Origin of the sequence: Streptomyces chengmaiensis (genome assembly GCF_029846775.1) — a bacterium.
Taxonomy (GTDB): domain Bacteria; phylum Actinomycetota; class Actinomycetes; order Streptomycetales; family Streptomycetaceae; genus Streptomyces; species Streptomyces chengmaiensis.
Genome location: NZ_JARWBG010000015.1, coordinates 103,799 through 122,102, shown reverse-complemented (window position 1 = coordinate 122,102; position 18,304 = coordinate 103,799). Strand labels below are relative to the sequence as shown.

Sequence of the window (18,304 nt, the reverse complement as noted above, 5' to 3'; positions counted from 1 at the left end):
GCCCACGGGACATACGGTCAGGGCACGGTCAGCAGCTCGCCGTCGATCACCGTCACGGCGCGGCCGGTCAGCAGGGTGCGGTCGCCGCGCAGTTCGGTCCTGACGAGTCCGGAGCGGGCCGACGCCTGGAGGCCGGTCAGCTCGTGCCGGCCGAGCCGTGCCGACCAGAACGGGGCCAGCTCGGTGTGTGCGCTGCCCGTGACGGGGTCCTCGTCGATGCCCATGAGGGGGAAGAACCCGCGGGAGACGAAGTCGTAGCCGGCGGCCGGGTCCGCGGCCGCCGCAGTGACGATCACGCCACGTTCGGAGAAGGCGGTCAGCCCCGCGAGGTCCGGTGCGAGGCTCCGCACGGTCTCCTCGTCGGCCAGTTCCACGAGCAGATCGCCGACGTGCGGGGCGGTTCCATGGGCGGAGATCACCTTTGCGCCGAGCGCCTGGGACAGGCCGTCCGGGATCTGCACCGCGGTCACCGACGAGGTGGGGAAGTCCAGGGTGAGCGTGCCGTCGTCATGGGCGGTGGCGGACAGGACGCCGCAGCGCGCGGCGAACCGCACCGTGCCGGTCGCGACGCCCGCGGAGTGCAGCACATGGGCGGTGGCGAGCGTCGCATGGCCGCACATGTCGACCTCGGTGACAGGGGTGAACCAGCGCAGCGCCCAGTCGGCCTCGCCGCCGGCCGGCAGGGGATGTGCGAAGGCGGTCTCGGAGAGATTCACCTCCGCCGCCACGCTCTGCAGCCAGGCGTCGTCGGGGAAGCCGTCGGGGCCGAAGAGCACGACTCCCGCGGGGTTGCCGGTGAAGGGCCGGTCGGTGAACGCGTCGACGATTCGAATCCGCATGAGGGGGACGGTAGACGCAGGACATGGCTCTGGACCAAGGCCAATCCGGGTGCACTGGCCTCGATGTTTGTCGTAAGAACTATCCCGATATATCGTTGACGCATCGCGACAGATCAACGATGGAAGGAGTGTGTGATGCGTTCGCAGGGACACGGGCAAGGTCATGGCCGCGGGCATGGACACTGCGGGCCCGGCCATCAGGGCTGGGGCGAGTACGAGGGGCGGCGTGGCGCCTTCGGTCCGTTCGGGCCGCCGTTCGGCGGGCCTTTCGGGGGTCCGTTCGGTGGCGGCCGCGGTCGCGGCGGCGGCCGGGGGAGGGCGCGGCGCGGTGATGTGCGCGCCTCGATCCTGGCGCTGCTGAAGGACCGGTCCATGCACGGCTACGAGATGATCCAGGAGATCGTTGAGCGCAGCGGCGGGGCCTGGCGGCCCAGTCCCGGTTCGGTCTATCCGACGCTCCAGCTCCTGGAGGACGAAGGGCTGATCGTCAGTGAGAGCGAGGGCGGCAAGAAGCTGTTCACGCTCACCGAGTCCGGCCGGGCCGAGGCCGAATCCGGGCCGGAGGCGCCGTGGGAGGAGGCCGGGCGCGGAGTCGACTGGGAGACGGTCAACGAGATCCGGCAGGCCGGCTTCGGTCTGATGGAGGCGTTCGGGCAGGTATGGAAGACCGGGGACGCCGACCAGCGGCAGAAGGCCGTGGCCGTGATCAACGAGGCGCGTAAGAAGCTCTATCTCATCCTCGCCGACGAGCACTGACGGCCGGCGGTCCGGGGGTTCGGTGCGCCGGCGCACCGAACCCCCGGACCGCGCCGGTCAGCTGACGAGGGCGGCCAGGTTGCGCAGCGACTCGTCGAGGGCTGCGGACGCGGAGTCCTTGAGTTTGCCCGCCATCAGGGAGACGGCCGCACCGGTGAACTCCCCCTCGACTCGGACCCGGGTGGCCTCGCCGTCCGGCGTGAGCGCATACCGCATGCCGAGGCTGACGCCCATCGGCCCCTTGCCCCTGGTGGCGAAAACCCGGGCCGGCTCCAGCTCGCACACCGTCCAGGCCACCTCTGCCGGGAAGCCCATGAGCCTCATGTTCTCCGTGAAGTCCGCCCCGATCTCGAGTGCGGCGGGCCCGCCGCCGGGGAAGCCGGTGTGCGTGGAGTTCCACTGGCCGTACGAGGGGAAGTCGGTGAGCCGGGCCCATACCTTCTCGGCCGGCGCTGCGATCCTCGCCTCGGCGCTGACCTCGGCCATGCGACCACCTCTTCCTTCGGCGGGTTGCGGTGCCGCGGACGGTAGCCGGGGCGGCGGCAACGCACAATACTGACGAGCCGTCAGCTTTGCTCGGCCGGCCGTGTGGCTCCCGGGTCGCCAGATCTCGGCCGAGTCGAACCGGTCGCCGGCCCGTGGATCAGGCCCCTCGCCATGGCGGCCGAAGGCGGCCCGGCACAGATCGGCGGGGAGCGTCGGGAGCGCGTAGACCCGGTGGACGTACTGCCGTCCGTCTCCGGCAAGCAGTGCGACCATCCAGCACATGCCCGCCGGGACGCGCGTCGGGTGTGCACCGGTTGCCCTGAGGGCGCGCGGCGGGGCGATGCGCGCCCCCAGGGGAGAAGTGGCGCGATCTCATCCGCAAGGAGGAGGAACCGGTCGACCGTGCACGACTTCCGTGGGAGGGCGAAATGCTTCCGCGCGCGGACGTGCGGACTGCGCGGAGCTGATGGGGTGGGAGGTGTGCACTTCCCCATCCCGCGAATGCCCGGCCGGTCCGCCGCCCGCCCTGCCGAGGGCGATGACTGCTTCGGTGCTTTCGACGCCCGACTGGCCACGGTGATCGCGGGGGCCCGCAGAAGGGCGCAGCGCGACGGGGACCGGCAGATCGACACGGCGCACCTGCTGCACTCGCTGCTCGAGTGGGATCCCGAGGCCCGGGCGGCGCTGGGCGGTGAACGGCAGATCGCGCGGGTGCTCGGCTATCTCGTCCAGCGCAGCATCGGCTACGGACTGCGCTGGCAGGGCTCAGTGGAGGACTCCGGCGCCCTGCCCGTGGTGAACGCGGCGGCGGACGGGCGCGGGTGCCCGGGATGGTCGCCCGCGGCGACGGCCGCGATGAGGGCGGCGGGGGAGCGTGCTCGGCTGCGTAAGGCCGGGTATGCCGACGGCGTCGATCTTCTCGTCGGTCTTGCCGCCGACCCCGAGTGCCGCGCGGTGGAGGTGCTCGGCAGGGCGGGCGTGGACGCCGCGCAGCTGACGTAGTGGATCGCTCGGGGCCGCAGGCGCATCGGTGAGCTGCGCCCCAGCCGTCTCGACATGTGTCACAGGGGTGACGGTCCTGACGGGTGCTGCCATGATGTGCCGATGCACGCGTCTGAGAAGAGGAGCGCCGGCCTGGGACTCGCCCTGGGCTCCGCGTTCGCGTTCGGCGGTTCGGGGGTCGCGGCCAAGCCGCTGATCGAGGCCGGGCTCGACCCGCTGCACATGGTGTGGCTGCGGGTGGCCGGTTCTGCGCTGGTGATGCTCCCGCTGGCCTGGCGTCACCGGGACCTCGTCCGCCGCAGGCCCGCGCTGCTGGCCGGCTTCGGTCTCCTCGCCGTGGCGGGCGTCCAGGCCTGCTACTTCGCGGCGATCTCCCGCATTCCGGTCGGTGTGGCGCTGCTGATCGAGTATCTCGCCCCGGCGCTGGTGCTGGGCTGGGTCCGTTTCGTCCAGCGACGGCCGGTCACCCGCGCCGCGGCCGTGGGCGTCGTGCTCGCCGTCGGCGGACTTGCGTGCGTGGTCGAGGTCTGGGCGGGGCTCGGCTTCGACGCCGTGGGGCTGCTGCTCGCCCTGGGCGCGGCCTGCTGTCAGGTCGGCTACTTCGTCCTCTCCGATCAGGGCGGCGAGTCGGACCGGGACGGTGGGTCGGACCGGGACGGTGGGTCGGACCAGGGCGGCGACGAGGCGAACCGGGCGGACCCGCTCGGGGTGATCGCCTACGGCCTGCTCGTCGGCGCGGCGGTGCTGACCGTGATCGCCAGGCCCTGGGCCATGGACTGGCGACTCCTCGCGGGCGGCGCGGATCTCGGCGGGACGCGGGTGCCCGCGGTGCTGCTGCTCTGCTGGGTCGTGCTGATGGCGACGGTGCTCGCGTACATCACCGGAGTCGTCGCGGTGCGCAGGCTCTCGCCGCAGGTGGCGGGCGTGGTGGCGTGTCTGGAGGCGGTCATCGCCACCGTGCTGGCGTGGGTGCTGCTGCACGAGCACCTGTCCCTGCCGCAGATCCTGGGCGGCGCAGTGGTCCTGGCGGGCGCCTTCATCGCCCAGTCCCAGACCCCGAGGCCGCCGTCCGGCCCGGTGGCCGGAAGCGGGACGGACGGCGACGCGGACCTCGCCGCCGAAACCGGGTTGGACCGCGAACGGGCCGAGGCATAGGGTGCCGACCATGCATTCGACTGTGCTTCCGCCTCCCGCCGCCTGACGCGGGCGGAGGTCACTTCTCCTTCGAGAACAGAGCTCGGGGTGTCCCCGAGCGGCTTGTCGCTGCCCGTGCGCCGGAGCCAAACGATCAGCCGTTCTGTTCTTCATCCGGAGAAGTCACATGTCGAATTCCTCGTCGTATGCCCTTGTCGGCACGGTGCCCGTGGGGCGCAGCCTCGCCTTTCTGGTCGTCGCCGGCCTGGCGTGGGGCACCGCGGGCGCGGCTGCCTCGCTGGTCTACGAGTCCAGCGATCTCGGCCCTCTCGCCCTGTCGTTCTGGCGCTGCGCCGGAGGGCTGGCGCTGCTCCTCGCCGTCCTCGCGGTACGGAGGCGGGGCGCGTCCCATGCTGCCGCCGTCACCGACGCAGCAGCAGCAGCCGTCGAGCCCAGGCGTCGGCGCGTGCTGCGCATCGCGGCGACCGGGATCGGTCTGACCGTCTTTCAGAGCGCCTACTTCGCCGCCGTCGAAGCGACGGGGCTCGCCGTGGGCACGGTCGTCACCCTCGGCGCGGGGCCTGTGCTGATCGCACTGGGCGCACGCCTCGCCCTGGGTGAGCGGCTGGGGGCCGGCGGCGTGTGCGCCGTGGGCGGCGCTCTCGCGGGTCTCGGTGTGCTGGTGCTCGGAGACGGCGGTGCGACGGTGCGGCCCGTGGGCGTGGCCCTGGCACTGCTGTCGGCCGCCGGGTACGCGGCGGTCACGTTGCTGACGCGTTGGCTGGGCCGGACCGGACGTGGCGGGGACGTGCTGGCCACGACCGCGTGGGCGTTCGCGGTGGGGGCGGTCGGGCTGATGCCCATGGCGCTGGCGGAGGGGCTGCTGCCGACGACGGACGATCCGGCGCGCGTGGTGTGGCTGCTGGTCTATGTCGCCGCCGTGCCGACCGCGCTGGCATACGCGCTGTACTTCGCCGGTGCTGCCGTGGTACGCGCCGCGACCGTCTCGGTGGTGATGCTCCTGGAGCCGGTCAGCGCCGCCGTGCTCGGGGTCGCCCTGCTGGGGGAGCGGCTGACGGTGTCGCTGGGCGCGGGTGCGGTGCTGCTCCTGGGGGCGGTGGCGGGGCTGGCCGCCGCGGAGGCGCGTGCCGCCTGACGGGGCTGGGGGCTTAGCCCCCAGCCTCCCCGGGCGGGGAGCCCGTCGTGGACCCTCCGGGTGCCCGTCAGCCAGCGGGCAGGTACGACGGCAGGGGCGTGTCCGCGTCCCTCTCCGCGGGGACGGGAGCGCCATACCGGGGATTCAGGGGAAGCACGCCCGACCAGTGGGGGAGGGCCAGGTCCTCGGGGTCGTCGTTGGGGGCGCCGGTGCGGAGCTTGGCCGAGACCTCCGTGAGGTCGATGCGGAGTACGGCGGTCGCGGCGAGTTCCCTGGCGTCGGCGGGGCGGCAGTCCGCGGCGCGGCCCGGGACCGCGTGGTCGACCAGGGCGTCGAGCGCCGTGCGCTTCTCGGCGGGGTCGGTGACCTGGCGGGCGGCGCCGTGGACCACGACGGAGCGGTAGTTGACCGAATGGTGGAAGGCGGACTTGGCCAGCACCAGACCGTCGACGTGGGTCACCGTGACGCAGACGGGCAGTCCGGGGTCCGTTCTGCCGGCCATCCGCAGCGGGCGGGAGCCCGTCGAGCCGTGGACGTACAGGCGGTCGTCCATGCGCGCGTAGAGCGTCGGGAGCACCACGGGCGCGCCGTCGCGGACGAAGCCGAGATGGCAGACGAATGCCTCGTCGAGTATCGAGTGGACCAGCTCGCGGTCGTAGCCGACCCGCTCCTTGGCACGCGTGGGTACGGTCCGCTCGGTCGGGGTGTAGGACTCCATTTGCCTTCCTTTATTGCACTAGTGCATAATTGGCTTTGTGCTAGGAGAGTATCGGATCGTTGGGCGGCGCGCATCGGAGATCGTCACCTCGGTCGAGCGAGGGGTCGGCGCCGGAGAACTGAAGCCGGGGCAACTGCTGCCGCCCATGAGGGAGTTGGCCGTTGCGCTCGGCGTCAACCCCAATACGGTGGCGGCCGCCTACCGGACGCTTCGCGAACGCGGAGTGATCGAGACGGCCGGGCGCCGGGGCAGCCGGATCCGCTCGCGGCCTGCGAGCACCGCCCGCGGCACGATCAGGGTCGAAGCCCCGCCGGGTGTGCGGGACGTGGGCCAGGGCAACCCGGACCCCTCGCTGCTCCCGCCCCTGCACGAAGCGCTCGCCGAGGCCGCGCGGCAGTACGCCGAGCGGCCGGGGCTGTACGGACAGGACCCCGTCGACCCCCGGTTCGCCGCACTTGCACGAGCGGCGCTGGACGCCGACGGCGTGCCGGACGGGCCCATCGCGGTCACGTCCGGTTCGCTGGACGCCGTCGAAAGGGTGCTCACGGCCCATCTCAGGCCCGGTGACCCGGTCGCCGTCGAGGACCCCGGATGGGGAAGTCTGCTCGATCTGATCCCGGCGCTCGGCATGAAGCCCGTGCCGGTGGCCCTCGACGACGAAGGGCCGCTGCCCCGGGAGTTGGACCGGGCGCTCGCCGCGGGCGCCCGGGCGCTGATCGTCACCGACCGGGCGCAGAACCCCACCGGCGCCGTCCTCGGCCCGGACCGCGCCGAGGAACTGCGTGCGGTGCTCACGCGCCACCCCGCGACCCTGCTGATCGAGGATGACCACGGACACGCCTTCGTCGACGAGCCCCTGCACCCGCTCGCCGGGGCCACGGACAGCTGGGTGTTCGTACGCTCCACGGCCAAGGCGTACGGCCCGGACCTGAGAGTCGCCGTGCTGACCGGTGACGCCGTCACCGTCGACCGGGTCATGGGCCGGCTCGGTCTCGGCCCGGGGTGGGTCAGCCGGCTGCTGCAGCAGGCCGTCGCCCATCTGTGGGCGACCGGGGCCGTCGATCCGCGGGCCGTCGCGCGCGCGTACGGAGAGCGGCGCGACGGACTCGTACGGGCGCTGGCCGCCAGGGGGGTGTCCGCTCACGGCCGCAGCGGGATGAACGTATGGGTGCCGGTCCCCGACGAGACGGGCGCGGTCGCCCGGCTGCTGCAGTCGGGCTGGGCGGTCGCGCCGGGTGCGCGCTTCCGGATCGCCTCGCCCCCGGGGGTTCGGTTCACCGTCTCGGACCTCACGTTGGACGACATCGGGCCGGCGGCGGACGCGGTGGCCGCGGCGGTGGCGCCGGCGGCGGCGCGCGGTTACGGCTGACCTGCGGGAACAACCGGGGCCCCGCCCCAGGTCCGTTGCGGGGGCTCCGCCCCCAGGCCCCCGCTCCTCAAGCGCCGGAAGGGCTGGGTTGTGGGGGCCGCTGCACCCCGTGTGTCGGAGGGGTTGGGTTGTGCGGGCTCTCCTGCCCGGTCGGCGGTGGGGTTCGGCAGTGCCGGGAAGGGCAGTTGAGCCTGCTGGGCGCCTGCTGGGGGCTCCGGGCGGAGTCCGGGGGAGTCAGCTGGGGGACTTTGAGCACACGGCAGAAGGCGGTACGGGGGTCTGCGGGCCTGACCCCGGACCGGAAGTCCGCCCCGATGCGGTCCCTTCGGACGGGGACCGCCGGGTGTGCCGGTCGGTCCGAGTGGTCGGCACGGGCCGTCGCGCGGGCGAGCGCCTGGAGCCTCTGAACCACCGCTCCGCCGACTCCCGGGAGGCGTCGGCGGCCGACCGGCCGGTGCGCTGGACGCCGGAAGGCCTGAGCGAGGCGGCGGGCCGCCAGCGGCGCGCGGTCGCAGCGGCGTGCGCCTTCGTTCCGCTCTGCGTCAGTGCCGCACCCGCCAGCACGATCAGCGCACCCACGGGTGTGTTCCAGCTCAGCCGCTCGCCCAGCAGCGCCACACCCGCCGCCGTCGCGATGACCGGGATGAAGTACGTGACCATCTGCGCCGTCGTCGGACCGACCTCCGCCACCAGTCCGTACTGCACCAGCATCGCAAGACCCGTGCCCAGCGCGCCGAGCGCGACCACGGCGAGCAGCGGCCCCGTGGGGAGCTCCGGCGGCAGGGCGGTGAACAGCGGGGTGACCACCGCCAGTTGCAGCGTCGCCAGCAGCAGCTGCGCCCCGGCCAGCGAAAGATGGGAGTGGGTGCTGCCCGCCAGAGTGCGGCGCACGTAGATCCAGCCGATCGGATAGCTCAGCGAGGCCAGCAGGGCCATGGCCGTGCCGCCCGTCTCCAGTCCGGAGAAGCCCTGCCAGACGCCGAGCACGGTGAGTACCCCGAGGAAGCCGAGGCCGAGGCCGGCGACTCGGCGGCGGGTCGGGCGGTCCTCCGACAGGGCGACCAGCGACAGCGCCATGCCCCACAGCGGCGAGGTGGCGTTGCAGATGCCGGCCAGCGTCGAGGGGATCGTCTGCTCGGCATAGGCGAAGAGCGAGAACGGCAGGGCGTTCAGCAGGAAGCCGGCGACGGCCAGGTGGCCCCAGGTGCGCACCCCGCGCGGCAGTCGCTGTCGCCGCACCGCCATCGCGACCGCGAGTACCGCCGTACCGAAGAGGACACGCCCGAAGGACACTTGCAGCGGCGGGAACGCCTCGGTGCCGATCTTGATGAGCAGAAAGCTGAAGCCCCACACGAGGCACAGCAGGGCGAAGCGGATGCGCCAGTTCACGGTCATGGCGTCCAGCATCAGGGTCATAAACTTTTAGGACAAGCGAGATTTGTTTGAGATTTTCGCGTAGCATTGCTTACATGTTGAATCTGGAGCGCCTGCGCACCCTCGACGCCCTCGCACGGCACGGCTCGGTCAGCGGCGCGGCCGAAGGGCTGCATGTGACCACCTCCGCGGTCTCGCAGCAGATGTCCAAGCTCGAACGGGAGGTCGGCCAGCAGCTGGTGGCGAAGAACGGCCGGGGGGTCCGCCTCACCGACGCAGGGCAGCTGCTCGCCGACCATGCCGCGCGCATTCTCTCCCAGGTGGAGCTCGCCCAGGCGGACATCGAGGCGCAGCGCGGCCAGGTCGTCGGCGAGGTGCGGATAGGGGCTTTCCCGACGGCCGCGCGCGGGCTTTTCCCCGGCGCGGTGTCCCGGCTGCGCACCGCGCATCCCGATCTGCGTGTGCGGACGAGGGAGCTGGAGCCCGAGCTCGGCATCAGGGCGGTGATGCGCGGAGATCTCGACCTCGCAGTGGTGCTCGACTGGAGCAATCGCCGACTGCCCGTGCCCGCCGGGCTCGCCCAGGCCCAGCTCGTCGACGACGCCCCGGACGTCGCCATGCCCGCCGCGCACCCCCTCGCCGCACGGCGGGAAGTGGACCTGGAGGAGTTCGCGGACGACGAGTGGGTCTCCTGGCCGGAGGGCGAGTTCTGCCATGACTGGCTGGTTTTCACTCTGCGTGCCAGAGGCATCGAACCGCGCATCTCGCATCTCGCGGCCGAGCACCACACACAGCTCGCACTGATCGCCGCGGGTCTCGGGGTGTGCGTCACCCCCCGGCTGGGGCGCGGCCCGGTGCCGGAGGGCGTCGTGCTCGTCCCCGTACGCCAGCGGATGCTCCGTCATGTGTACGCGGTATGGCGGGCGGACGCCGACCGCCGGCCGTCGATCAGGGCGGCGGTGGAGGTCCTTCGCGAGGCGGCGACCGAGCGGCCCGCCCCTACAGCTTCCTGAAGTCCCAGGACGTGATGGCGTCCGGCGTCAAACGCAGCCATGCGTGGCGGCCGTCGTGCGGCATCGCGTCCAGACCGAAGTGCTTCCGGGCGAACAGCCTCTCGGGAGCCGTCAGCTCCGGGCACGGTGCGCCGGTGCGCGGGGCCTCGCCGACGAAGGACGCCGTCCCCGACAGTTCGACACCGCGCAGTTCGCCGTACTCCTCGCCGGCGTCCACGACGACCGCCAGCCGGGGGTCGCGACGCAGCTCGGCCCAGCGGCGGCTGCGCGTGAGCGAGTACAGCCACAGCGATCCCGAGTCCCAGACGAACCACAGGGGGCTGACATGCGGGCGGCCGTCAGCGGAGGCCGTCGCCACACGGCAGGTGCGCTGCTCGGCCAGGAAGGCGTCCAGTTCGGCAGGGCTCATCATGATGCGGCGGCTGCGGCGCTGTGTGACGGCCATCTGCGGGCTCTCCCTCACTTCTGACGGTATGTCAGAAAGCATGGATGCTCTTCCGCCGTCGCGCAATGCCGGTTACTGTCGCCGCCCGTGTCCCTGTCCGTGTCGTCCCTGTCCCCGTCCGTGCCTGTGACCCTGCCCGAGCCGCCTTGAGGGGGAGCTGTGCCGCCGCCCGCAGACCTCGCCGGGCAACTGGACCCGGCCACTGCCGCACTGCTCACCGTGGAATGCCAGCGCGGAGTGGTCGGCGTGGACAGCGCGCTGCCCGAACTCGCCGCCCAGGCACGTTCTTCGGGCGCGCTGCACCGTGTCGCACGGCTCGTCGCGGGCGCGCACGAGGCGGGCGTGCAGGTGTTGCACGCCATCGCCGAGCGCCGCCCCGACGGCCGCGGGTCCAGCAGCAACGCGCGGCTCTTCGCGGCGGCGCCCCGCCTCCCCGTGCAACAGCACTCCGGAACCACCGCCGTACGGGTCGCCCCGCCCATCGAGGTGGCCGACGAGGATCTGATCGTCCGCCGACTGCACGGACTCTCGCCGATCGCCGGAACGGACGTCGACGCGCTGCTGCGCAATCTGGGCTGCCGCACCCTCGTCGTCGTCGGGGTCTCGGCGAACGTCGCCATCCCCAACGCCGTCTTCGACGCCGTCAACCTGGGCTACACGGCTGTCGTGCCCAGGGACGCCATCGCGGGGGTGCCCGCCGACTACACCCCCGCGATGGTCCGCAACACCCTCGCCCTGGTGGCCACCGTGACCACGACCGACGAGGTCCTCGCCTGCTGGAAGCGGCCGCACCGCGTCAGGCGAGAGTGATGGAGTCCCCCTGCACCGTGATGGACGCGGGGGCCAGCGGCGAGGTGGCCGGGCCCGCCTTGACGCTGCCGTCCCCGGCGTCGAACTTGCTGCCGTGGCAGGGGCAGTTGATCGTGCCGTCGACGACATCCTTGACCGCGCACCCCGCGTGCGTGCACTTCGACGAGAACGCCTTGAACTGTCCCGCCACCGGCTGGGTGATCACCACATCGCCGACGACCTTGCCGCCGCCTTCGGGGATGTCGGCGGTCTTGGCGAGTTCCGAGCCCGCGCCGTTCCCGCCGCCGGCCTCACCGCCCGCGGCGCCGCCCGCGCCGTCCGCCGGTGTCTGCGCCGCCTGATCGTCCGATCCACCACACGCGGTCAGCGCGACGGCGAGCCCCGCTCCGCCCACCGCCGTCACGACCTTACGACGCGTCACTGCCATGCTGCACTCCCCTTTTCCGCGGCGACCCCACGGTGATCCCATGGCGATCCCATGGCGATCCCATGGTGTTCTTTCGGCCAGTCTCACCAAGGGTTACGAGCGCCGGGGGCGCGGTGTTCACTTCCTCAAGGATTTCTTGAGGAAGTCGACCTCCAGCGCGGGCAGACTGCTCGCGATGTCCTGGTCCGCCACCGTATGCGTCACCCCCGAAAGCGGCAGCACGCTGTGCGGCCGGCCCGCGGCGACCAGCGCGGACGACAGCCGCAGCGCATGGGCGAGGAGGACGTTGTCGTCGGCGACGCCGTGCACCAGCAGCAGCGGGCGGGTCAGACGGTCGGCGAACGGCACGAGCGACGAGCGCCGGTAGTTCTCGGGCGTGACCTCCGGATGGCCGAGAAAGCGCTCCTCCCAGTGTGTGTCGTACAGCCGGCGGTCGGCGGGCGCACCCCCGGCGATCGCGGCGTGGAACACCTCGGGGCGGTGCAGCACGGCCCCGGCGGCGAGATAGCCGCCGTAGGACCAGCCACGGATCGCCACCGCACCCGGATCGAGGTCGGGATGGCGGTCTGCGGCCGCGTGCAGCGCGTCGACCTGGTCCTGAAGGACGGGGCCCAGCCGGTCCCCGCGGATCGCCCTGGCCCAGGCATGGCCCCGGCCGGGGGTGCCGCGGCCGTCGGTCACCAGCACCGCGAAGCCCTGCTCCGCGAACCACTGCGCCACGCACGCGTGCCATGCCCGGGAGCGCTGCACCAACTGGATGCCCGGGCCGGAATACGGGTTCAGCAGCACCGGTAGCCGGCCCTCGCCCGGGCGGTGCCACGACGGCAGGAACAGATGGCTGCGCAGCGCGCGTTCACCGAGGCTCAGCCGCACCGGTCGCGGAGTGAGGACCGGTCGCTCGGCGAGCACTTCGATCGAGCCGGCGGGCACACCGCCGCGCAGCACGGTCACGCTCCCGCCGTCGTCCGTGTCACTGCTCAGCACGACGGTGTCCCCGCCGGCCGCCGCGGTGTGGACGCCGGGGGAGCGGCTGACCCGGAAGAAGGGGGAGGCGGCGTCGGACTCCGGGTCGCAGCACCACACATGTGTTTCGGTCGGGTCCTCGCTCGCGCTGAAGTAGACGCGTTCCCCGACGGCGCCCAGCACCGTGCGGACCTGGAGGCCGGGCGGCGTCCGCACTCCGCCGATGCGCAGCCCCTGGACGTCGTCCTTGACGAACGGTGCGACCGGTGCGCCCGAGGTCGTGCGGATCAGGGGCGAGGACGGCAACTCCACCCAGGCGGCGTCCCGCTGGAGGTGCAGCGGCCGTGTGACGCCCGATGCCGGGTCGACCTCAAGCAGGCTCGCCGAGCGCTGGTCACGTGACTGCACCTGCACCACCGGGCCGAGCGTGTCCCAGTCCGCCCAGGTCACATACTCGAACGTCCGGTCCGTCCAGTCGCCCGGCGGGTGGAGCTCGGCGTCCGCAGCGCCGGGAAGGCGGACGTCGACCCGCCGCCCGTCCAGCCGGACGACATGCACCGTCACCACCGCGTTGGGCGTGCCCGCGGCGGGATACCGCACCGGCTTGGGCGGCGTTGCCGGATTCGCCGGATCGGACAGATACAGCGTCCGCACCGGGGAGTTGTCCACACGGGTCACCAGCAGGGCGTCCGAGGCGGGCGACCACCAGTGGCCGCGCTGCCGGCCGATCGACTCCGCCGACACATGGTCGCTCAGCCCGTAGACCACGTCTCCCGGACGTGCGCCCGGCTCCGGTGCGGCGAGGGTGCGGTCGTCCGTGCCGTCCCGGCGTATGACATGCAGGGCGCCGCCCGTCACATAGGCGATCCACAGCCCGTCCGGCGAGAGGCGTGGATCGACCGCCGGCCCGGCCGTGCCGACCCGGCGCGGCGTGCCGCCGTCCGTGTCCACCGTCCACACCTCGCCGGCGAGGGCGAACACCGCCCGGCGCACCTCACGGTCCGTCGCGTACGCCACGATCCCCGAGGACGCCTCCCTGGCGCGTTCCCGGCGCACCCGTTCCTCCTCGGGGACTCCGGCGTCCCCGGGGGCGCCGTCCAGGGTGCGCGGATCGGCCAGCGGCCGCTCGCCGTCGGCACCGTACAGCCAGAGCCCGCCGACCGGGTCGTCGCCGCCTCCGGTACGGGTGAACAGCACCCGATCGCCGTCCGGCGAGACCGTGAAGCGCTGCGGGACGCCGAGCGAGAAGCGACGTGTACGGGCCAACTGGCGGGGAAATCCGGGTACTTTCATGTGCGGACCATGACAGCGGGAAGTCGAACGATCAAGGTGCTCGTGCCCGGTCCGCGTGGGGCTCCGCGCCGCGGTCGTGCAGGGCGTCCCCGGTCTCCCGTCTGGCGATCGAGATGTCATGTATGCAATAATGACTGACCAGTCAGTCATTATTGCGGGGTTGGTCGATGCCCAGGCAGGTGGATCGTGAGGCGCGGCGCGAGGAGATCCTCGCCGCCGCGGTGCGGGTCTTTGCCCGCTGCGGATACGCCGGCAGCCGGATCGAGGACATCGCCCGGGAAGCGGGCATCGCCAAGGGCAGCGTCTATCTGTACTTCGGCAGCCGCGAGGAGCTGCTGCGGGCCGCGTTCGAGGGGCTGGCGGCCCGCTCGGAGGCCCTGCTCGCCGAGGTCGGCCGCCGGCCCGGCGGCGCCGCGGCGCGGCTGGAGCTCCTGGTGCGCTCGGTCATGGAACTGCTGGCCCGGGAGCGGGATCTCGCCCGGGTGCTGCTGGACGTCTGGTCGGCGGGGGTGCGGGCGCCGGAGTGGATCGACATGGCGGCCTTCTACCGGGACTACCGGGCCGCCGTCACCGCTCTGCTGACGGCAGGGGGCGAGCGCGGCGCCGAACCGGCCGTGACCCCGGAGGCGCACGCCGCGGTGCTGGTCGGAGCGATCGAGGGATGCGTGCTGCAGGCGCTGTTTGACCCGACCGTCGACCTCGCCGCTCTTGTCGAACCACTCGTCACGCTGCTCGTCCCGTCAGAAGAAGGGGGACACACGTCATGATCAATCCGCTCAAGGGAGGACCGCCCTCGAAAGGACTCCGGCGCGCGGTGCTGCGTGCACCGATCACGCTCTACCGCATCGGGCTCGGCGGGCTGCTGGGCCACCGCATGGTGCTCCTCACGCACACCGGCCGGAAGTCCGGCCTGCCCCGCCAGGTCGTCCTGGAGGTCGTCGCCCGACTCCCCGAGCCGGGCGCGTACCTGATCGCCTCCGGTTACGGGGAACGCTCGCAGTGGCTGCGCAACGTCCTCGCCGCACCTGAGGTGCGCTACCAGGTGGGGTGGCACACATACCGGGGCACGGCCGTACCGCTGCCGCCGGCGGAGTCCGGCAGGGCCCTCGCCGACTACGCCCGCCGCCACCCGCGCCTGGCCGAACGCCTGATGCGGTCCGTCGGCCACGCCCCGCGCACCGCGGCCGACTTCGAGGCCCTGGGCGCCGACCGCCGTAAGGGCGTGCCGCTGATCGCCCTGCGCCCGTCGGACTAGCCAGCAGGACGACAACACAACAAGGCAGGAGCGGGCAGCGCTGCGCGCCGCGTGGGAGCCTGCGCCGGCGGATCCTCCCGGGCCGGCCGCTTGCCTCTGCGGCCCGGGGGTGGCTTGGCTCTGATCGGTTCCTTGGATCGCCAAGCTCGGTCGCCGGATAGCCTGGGAAAATGCTCACAGAAGTGATCGCAACTCGCTACGTCACGCCCCTGCGTGAGGGCGGCTCGCTCCCGGGAATCGTCGAGGCCGACGACCTCGGTACCTACGTCATGAAGTTCACCGGAGCCGGGCAGGGCCGCAAGACCCTGGTCGCCGAGGTCGTCTGCGGGCTGCTCGGGCGGCGGCTCGGGCTGCGGGTGCCTGAGCTGGTCGGCATCCAGCTGGACCCGGTCATCGGACGCGCCGAGCCGGACCAGGAGGTGCAGGAGCTGCTGAAGGCCAGCGGCGGGCTGAACCTCGGCATGGACTTCCTGCCCGGCTCGCTCGGCTTCGACCCGCTCGCCTACGAGGTGGACCCGGCCGAGGCGGGCCGGGTCGTCTGGTTCGACGCGCTGATCAACAACGTCGACCGCTCCTGGCGCAATCCGAACATGCTCGTGTGGCACGGAGACCTCTGGCTCATCGACCACGGCGCGACCATGATCTGGCACCACAACTGGCCCGCCGCGGCGGCCTCCGCGGCCAAGGGCTATGACGCATCCGACCACGCCCTCGCGCCCTTCGAGCCGGATGTGGCGGCCGCGGCCGCTGAACTCGCGCCGCAGGTCACCGAGAAGCTGCTGACCGAGGTGACCGCCGAGGTCCCCGACGCGTGGCTGGCCGACGAGCACGGCTTCGACGGGCCGGACGCCGTGCGCCGCGCCTATGTGGAGACGCTGCTGCCCCGCGCGGCGACGATCCATGAGCGGATCGTCGTCGGCGCACCCACCGCGGACCGCCCCTCGCAGGCCCCCGGCTGGCTGACCGGCAAGGGGGCGGGCGAGTGAGCGAGCGCGACGTCTTCGAGTACGCGCTGCTGCGTGTGGTGCCGCGGGTCGAGCGCGGCGAGTGTTTCAACGCGGGTGTGGTCGTGTACTGCCGCGCCCGGTCCTTCGTCGCGGCGCGGACACATCTGGACGAGGCGAAGCTCAGGGCATTGGACCCGCAGGCGGACGTCGCCGGGGTGCGGGCGGCACTGCGGGCCGTCGAGGGCGTGTGCCGGGGCGGGAGGGACGCCGGGCAGGCGGCGGGCGACGACGCCGGGCGCCGCTTCCGCTGGCTGATCGCGCCGCGCTCCACCGTAGTCCAGCCGGGCCCCGTCCATTCGGGGCTCACCGCGGACCCGGAAACGGAGGTCGAACGGCTTCTCGATCTGCTCGTGCGCTGACCGGCCGGTGCGGCGTGGCAGCCGCATGGCAGCCGCATGGCGGCCGGCGCAGGCGGGCACGGCGGCCGTTGACACCGGGTGCCAGGGCTTCTAGCGTCTCGTCTGCCGAAGGTACTAAGCGGTCGCTCACCTGGGGGCTTGTGGGACGGGTCCCGGGCCGGCCACCGCCGCACTGCCCCTCGGCATCCGTCAGACATCCATGGTCATTCCCAGGGCGAGGAGAGACAGCATGTCCACCACCGAGCAGCGCGTCGCCGTCGTGACCGGCGCCGCACGGGGCATTGGCGCCGCCACCGCGGTACGGCTGGCGGCCGAGGGCCGCGCCGTCGCCGTGCTCGATCTCGACGAGGCGGCCTGCAAGGACACCGTCGAGAAGATCACCGCCGCCGGCGGCCGGGCGCTCGCCGTCGGCTGTGACGTGTCCGACGCCGGGCAGGTCGAGGCGGCCGTGGCGCGCGTCGCCGACGAACTCGGCGCGCCGGCCATCCTCGTCAACAACGCGGGTGTGCTCCGCGACAACCTGCTGTTCAAGATGTCCGAATCCGACTGGGACACCGTGATGAACGTGCACCTCAAGGGCGCGTTCCTGATGGCGAAGGCCTGCCAGAAGCACATGGTGGACGCAGGCTTCGGCCGTATCGTCTCGCTCTCCTCCAGCTCCGCCCTGGGCAACCGCGGCCAGGCCAACTACTCGGCGGTCAAGGCCGGGCTGCAGGGCTTCACCAAGACCCTCGCAAAGGAGCTGGGCAAGTTCGGCATCACCGCGAACGCCGTCGCCCCGGGCTTCATCGTCACCGAGATGACCGCCCAGACGGCCGCCCGCATCGGCATGGGCTTCGAGGAGTTCCAGGAGGCGGCTGCCGGTCAGATTCCGGTGCAGCGCGTGGGCAGGCCCGAGGACATCGCGAACGCGATCGCCTTCTTCACCGGCGAAGACGCGGGCTTTGTCTCCGGCCAGGTCCTGTACGTGGCCGGCGGCCCGCTCAACTGAACCGGAGGCGACCGAAATGACCGAACAGCCGGAACAGCCGGAACAGTCGGGGCGGCCGGGACGGGCGGGACGGGCGGCGCCGGACAGCGGGAAGGTGGCGTTGGTCACCGGCGGCAGCCGCGGGATCGGCTACGGAGTCGCCGAGGCGCTGGTGGCACGCGGCGACCGGGTCTGCATCACCGGACGAGGTGAGGACGCCCTCAAGGAAGCCGTGGAGAGGCTCGGTGCGGACCGTGCGATCGCCGTCGTCGGCAAGGCGCACGACGAGGCCCACCAGGCCGTCGCGGTGCAGCGGACCATGGAGGTGTTCGGCCGCGTCGACTTCCTGATCAACAACGCCGGGACCAACCCGGTCTACAGCCCGATGGCCGACCTCGACCTCGGTGTGGCCCGCAAGGTCTACGAGACCAATGTGATCTCGGCGCTGGGCTTCGCCCAGCAGACCTACCGCGCCTGGCAGAAGGAGCACGGCGGGGCGATCGTGAACATCGCCTCGGTGGCCGGGCTGTCCCCCTCGCCCTTCATCGGCGCGTACGGGATGAGCAAGGCGGCGATGATCAATCTGACCGTTCAGCTGGCGCACGAGTTCGCGCCGGGCGTGCGGGTCAACGCGATCGCCCCCGCCGTGGTCAAGACCAAGTTCGCCCAGGCGCTGTACGAGGGCCGTGAAGCGGAGGCGGCCGCCGCCTACCCGCTGGGCAGGCTCGGCGTGCCGCAGGACATCGGGGGAGCGGCCGCCTTCCTCACTTCCGACCAGTCCGCCTGGATCACCGGGCAGACACTGGTGGTGGATGGGGGTATCTTCCTCAATGCCGGAGTGCACTGAGGTCGCCTGCACCACTTGCACCAATTGTTGGTGATTGCGCTAAGTGCCCTGCCGGACCTCTCCATTGACCCGGCAGGGCGC

General features: G+C 72.4%; 19 protein-coding genes and 1 pseudogene. 13 read left to right on the top strand and 7 right to left on the bottom strand.

Translation table 11 applies throughout. From position 1 onward, the window contains the following. Positions 1-17 precede the first annotated feature (17 nt). Positions 18-839 carry a PhzF family phenazine biosynthesis protein gene (locus tag QCN29_RS15480; RefSeq protein WP_279928606.1) on the bottom strand — a complete coding sequence of 274 codons (822 nt, stop codon included), beginning with the start codon at positions 837-839 and terminating at the stop codon, positions 18-20. A 135-nt stretch (positions 840-974) separates the two neighbouring features. Here QCN29_RS15480 and QCN29_RS15475 point away from each other — a divergent pair, with 135 nt between their 5' ends. Next, positions 975-1,595, top strand: a complete 621-nt coding sequence (locus QCN29_RS15475; RefSeq protein ID WP_240136226.1) for a PadR family transcriptional regulator — start codon at positions 975-977, stop codon at positions 1,593-1,595. A 57-nt stretch (positions 1,596-1,652) separates the two neighbouring features. On the opposite strand, the gene QCN29_RS15470 is transcribed toward QCN29_RS15475, so the two are convergent. Then, complete coding sequence (locus tag QCN29_RS15470; RefSeq protein WP_279928627.1) at positions 1,653-2,081, bottom strand: type II toxin-antitoxin system Rv0910 family toxin; 429 nt, start codon at positions 2,079-2,081, stop codon at positions 1,653-1,655. A 501-nt stretch (positions 2,082-2,582) separates the two neighbouring features. Here QCN29_RS15470 and QCN29_RS15465 point away from each other — a divergent pair. From QCN29_RS15465 to QCN29_RS15455, 3 genes are all read left to right on the top strand, one after another. After that, the gene (locus QCN29_RS15465) at positions 2,583-3,083 is read left to right on the top strand and encodes a Clp protease N-terminal domain-containing protein (RefSeq protein WP_279928604.1); all 501 of its coding nucleotides are present in this window, start codon (positions 2,583-2,585) and stop codon (positions 3,081-3,083) included. A 102-nt stretch (positions 3,084-3,185) separates the two neighbouring features. After that, on the top strand, positions 3,186-4,238 hold the full coding sequence (locus tag QCN29_RS15460) for an EamA family transporter (RefSeq protein ID WP_279928603.1): 1,053 nt from the start codon (positions 3,186-3,188) through the stop codon (positions 4,236-4,238). A 166-nt stretch (positions 4,239-4,404) separates the two neighbouring features. Then, entirely contained in the window at positions 4,405-5,373 is a 969-nt protein-coding gene (locus QCN29_RS15455; protein ID WP_279928601.1) for a DMT family transporter, read from the top strand. A 67-nt stretch (positions 5,374-5,440) separates the two neighbouring features. Here QCN29_RS15455 and QCN29_RS15450 read toward each other — a convergent pair whose 3' ends face one another. Then, positions 5,441-6,091: a pyridoxamine 5'-phosphate oxidase family protein gene (locus QCN29_RS15450; RefSeq protein WP_279928600.1), complete on the bottom strand. Its 651-nt coding sequence runs from the start codon at positions 6,089-6,091 to the stop codon at positions 5,441-5,443. Positions 6,092-6,128: 37 nt separating this feature from the next. On the opposite strand from QCN29_RS15450, the gene QCN29_RS15445 reads away from it, so the two are divergent. Next, positions 6,129-7,460, top strand: a complete 1,332-nt coding sequence (locus tag QCN29_RS15445) for an aminotransferase class I/II-fold pyridoxal phosphate-dependent enzyme (protein WP_279928599.1) — start codon at positions 6,129-6,131, stop codon at positions 7,458-7,460. A 530-nt stretch (positions 7,461-7,990) separates the two neighbouring features. Here QCN29_RS15445 and QCN29_RS15440 read toward each other — a convergent pair. Beyond that, a pseudogene (locus QCN29_RS15440) lies at positions 7,991-8,876 on the bottom strand (DMT family transporter); the annotation flags it as partial. Between the two features lie 53 nt (positions 8,877-8,929). Here QCN29_RS15440 and QCN29_RS15435 point away from each other — a divergent pair. After that, positions 8,930-9,847, top strand: coding sequence for a LysR family transcriptional regulator (locus QCN29_RS15435; protein ID WP_279928597.1), 918 nt, complete (start codon positions 8,930-8,932; stop codon positions 9,845-9,847). On the opposite strand, the gene QCN29_RS15430 is transcribed toward QCN29_RS15435, so the two are convergent. Beyond that, positions 9,834-10,292 (bottom strand): pyridoxamine 5'-phosphate oxidase family protein, encoded by a 459-nt coding sequence (locus QCN29_RS15430; protein WP_240136373.1) that lies wholly within the window; start codon positions 10,290-10,292, stop codon positions 9,834-9,836. The genes QCN29_RS15435 and QCN29_RS15430 overlap by 14 nt on opposite strands. 159 nt (positions 10,293-10,451) lie before the next feature. On the opposite strand from QCN29_RS15430, the gene QCN29_RS15425 reads away from it, so the two are divergent. Then, positions 10,452-11,102, top strand: coding sequence for a cysteine hydrolase (locus tag QCN29_RS15425; RefSeq protein WP_240136239.1), 651 nt, complete (start codon positions 10,452-10,454; stop codon positions 11,100-11,102). On the opposite strand, the gene QCN29_RS15420 is transcribed toward QCN29_RS15425, so the two are convergent. Then, positions 11,089-11,529, bottom strand: coding sequence for a Rieske (2Fe-2S) protein (locus QCN29_RS15420; protein ID WP_279928595.1), 441 nt, complete (start codon positions 11,527-11,529; stop codon positions 11,089-11,091). The genes QCN29_RS15425 and QCN29_RS15420 overlap by 14 nt on opposite strands. A 117-nt stretch (positions 11,530-11,646) precedes the next feature. After that, positions 11,647-13,785, bottom strand: coding sequence for a S9 family peptidase (locus tag QCN29_RS15415; protein WP_279928594.1), 2,139 nt, complete (start codon positions 13,783-13,785; stop codon positions 11,647-11,649). A 167-nt stretch (positions 13,786-13,952) separates the two neighbouring features. Here QCN29_RS15415 and QCN29_RS15410 point away from each other — a divergent pair, with 167 nt between their 5' ends. From QCN29_RS15410 to QCN29_RS15385, 6 genes are all read left to right on the top strand, one after another. Next, positions 13,953-14,552, top strand: coding sequence for a TetR/AcrR family transcriptional regulator (locus QCN29_RS15410; protein WP_279928593.1), 600 nt, complete (start codon positions 13,953-13,955; stop codon positions 14,550-14,552). Positions 14,553-14,599: 47 nt separating this feature from the next. Then, complete coding sequence (locus tag QCN29_RS15405; RefSeq protein ID WP_240136245.1) at positions 14,600-15,040, top strand: nitroreductase family deazaflavin-dependent oxidoreductase; 441 nt, start codon at positions 14,600-14,602, stop codon at positions 15,038-15,040. Positions 15,041-15,210: 170 nt separating this feature from the next. Further along, on the top strand, positions 15,211-16,026 hold the full coding sequence (locus QCN29_RS15400) for a HipA family kinase (RefSeq protein WP_279928591.1): 816 nt from the start codon (positions 15,211-15,213) through the stop codon (positions 16,024-16,026). After that, positions 16,023-16,406, top strand: a complete 384-nt coding sequence (locus QCN29_RS15395; protein ID WP_279928590.1) for a DUF3037 domain-containing protein — start codon at positions 16,023-16,025, stop codon at positions 16,404-16,406. Before QCN29_RS15400 ends, QCN29_RS15395 begins: the two co-directional genes overlap by 4 nt. Before the next feature lie 229 nt (positions 16,407-16,635). Then, positions 16,636-17,397 carry a 3-oxoacyl-ACP reductase FabG gene (gene fabG / locus QCN29_RS15390; RefSeq protein WP_279928589.1) on the top strand — a complete coding sequence of 254 codons (762 nt, stop codon included), beginning with the start codon at positions 16,636-16,638 and terminating at the stop codon, positions 17,395-17,397. A 16-nt stretch (positions 17,398-17,413) separates the two neighbouring features. Beyond that, positions 17,414-18,223, top strand: coding sequence for an SDR family oxidoreductase (locus tag QCN29_RS15385; protein ID WP_279928587.1), 810 nt, complete (start codon positions 17,414-17,416; stop codon positions 18,221-18,223). Positions 18,224-18,304: the final 81 nt, after the last annotated feature.

What these genes read in the sequence shown, in the direction of transcription:
- QCN29_RS15480 (WP_279928606.1), bottom strand. Translation starts at nt 839, where the DNA reads ATGCGGATTCGAATCGTCGACGCGTTCACCGACCGGCCCTTCACCGGC.
- QCN29_RS15475 (WP_240136226.1), top strand. Translation starts at nt 975, where the DNA reads ATGCGTTCGCAGGGACACGGGCAAGGTCATGGCCGCGGGCATGGACAC.
- QCN29_RS15470 (WP_279928627.1), bottom strand. Translation starts at nt 2,081, where the DNA reads ATGGCCGAGGTCAGCGCCGAGGCGAGGATCGCAGCGCCGGCCGAGAAG.
- QCN29_RS15465 (WP_279928604.1), top strand. Translation starts at nt 2,583, where the DNA reads ATGCCCGGCCGGTCCGCCGCCCGCCCTGCCGAGGGCGATGACTGCTTC.
- QCN29_RS15460 (WP_279928603.1), top strand. Translation starts at nt 3,186, where the DNA reads ATGCACGCGTCTGAGAAGAGGAGCGCCGGCCTGGGACTCGCCCTGGGC.
- QCN29_RS15455 (WP_279928601.1), top strand. Translation starts at nt 4,405, where the DNA reads ATGTCGAATTCCTCGTCGTATGCCCTTGTCGGCACGGTGCCCGTGGGG.
- QCN29_RS15450 (WP_279928600.1), bottom strand. Translation starts at nt 6,091, where the DNA reads ATGGAGTCCTACACCCCGACCGAGCGGACCGTACCCACGCGTGCCAAG.
- QCN29_RS15435 (WP_279928597.1), top strand. Translation starts at nt 8,930, where the DNA reads ATGTTGAATCTGGAGCGCCTGCGCACCCTCGACGCCCTCGCACGGCAC.
- QCN29_RS15430 (WP_240136373.1), bottom strand. Translation starts at nt 10,292, where the DNA reads ATGGCCGTCACACAGCGCCGCAGCCGCCGCATCATGATGAGCCCTGCC.
- QCN29_RS15420 (WP_279928595.1), bottom strand. Translation starts at nt 11,529, where the DNA reads ATGGCAGTGACGCGTCGTAAGGTCGTGACGGCGGTGGGCGGAGCGGGG.
- QCN29_RS15415 (WP_279928594.1), bottom strand. Translation starts at nt 13,785, where the DNA reads ATGAAAGTACCCGGATTTCCCCGCCAGTTGGCCCGTACACGTCGCTTC.
- QCN29_RS15410 (WP_279928593.1), top strand. Translation starts at nt 13,953, where the DNA reads ATGCCCAGGCAGGTGGATCGTGAGGCGCGGCGCGAGGAGATCCTCGCC.
- QCN29_RS15400 (WP_279928591.1), top strand. Translation starts at nt 15,211, where the DNA reads ATGCTCACAGAAGTGATCGCAACTCGCTACGTCACGCCCCTGCGTGAG.
- fabG (WP_279928589.1), top strand. Translation starts at nt 16,636, where the DNA reads ATGTCCACCACCGAGCAGCGCGTCGCCGTCGTGACCGGCGCCGCACGG.
- QCN29_RS15385 (WP_279928587.1), top strand. Translation starts at nt 17,414, where the DNA reads ATGACCGAACAGCCGGAACAGCCGGAACAGTCGGGGCGGCCGGGACGG.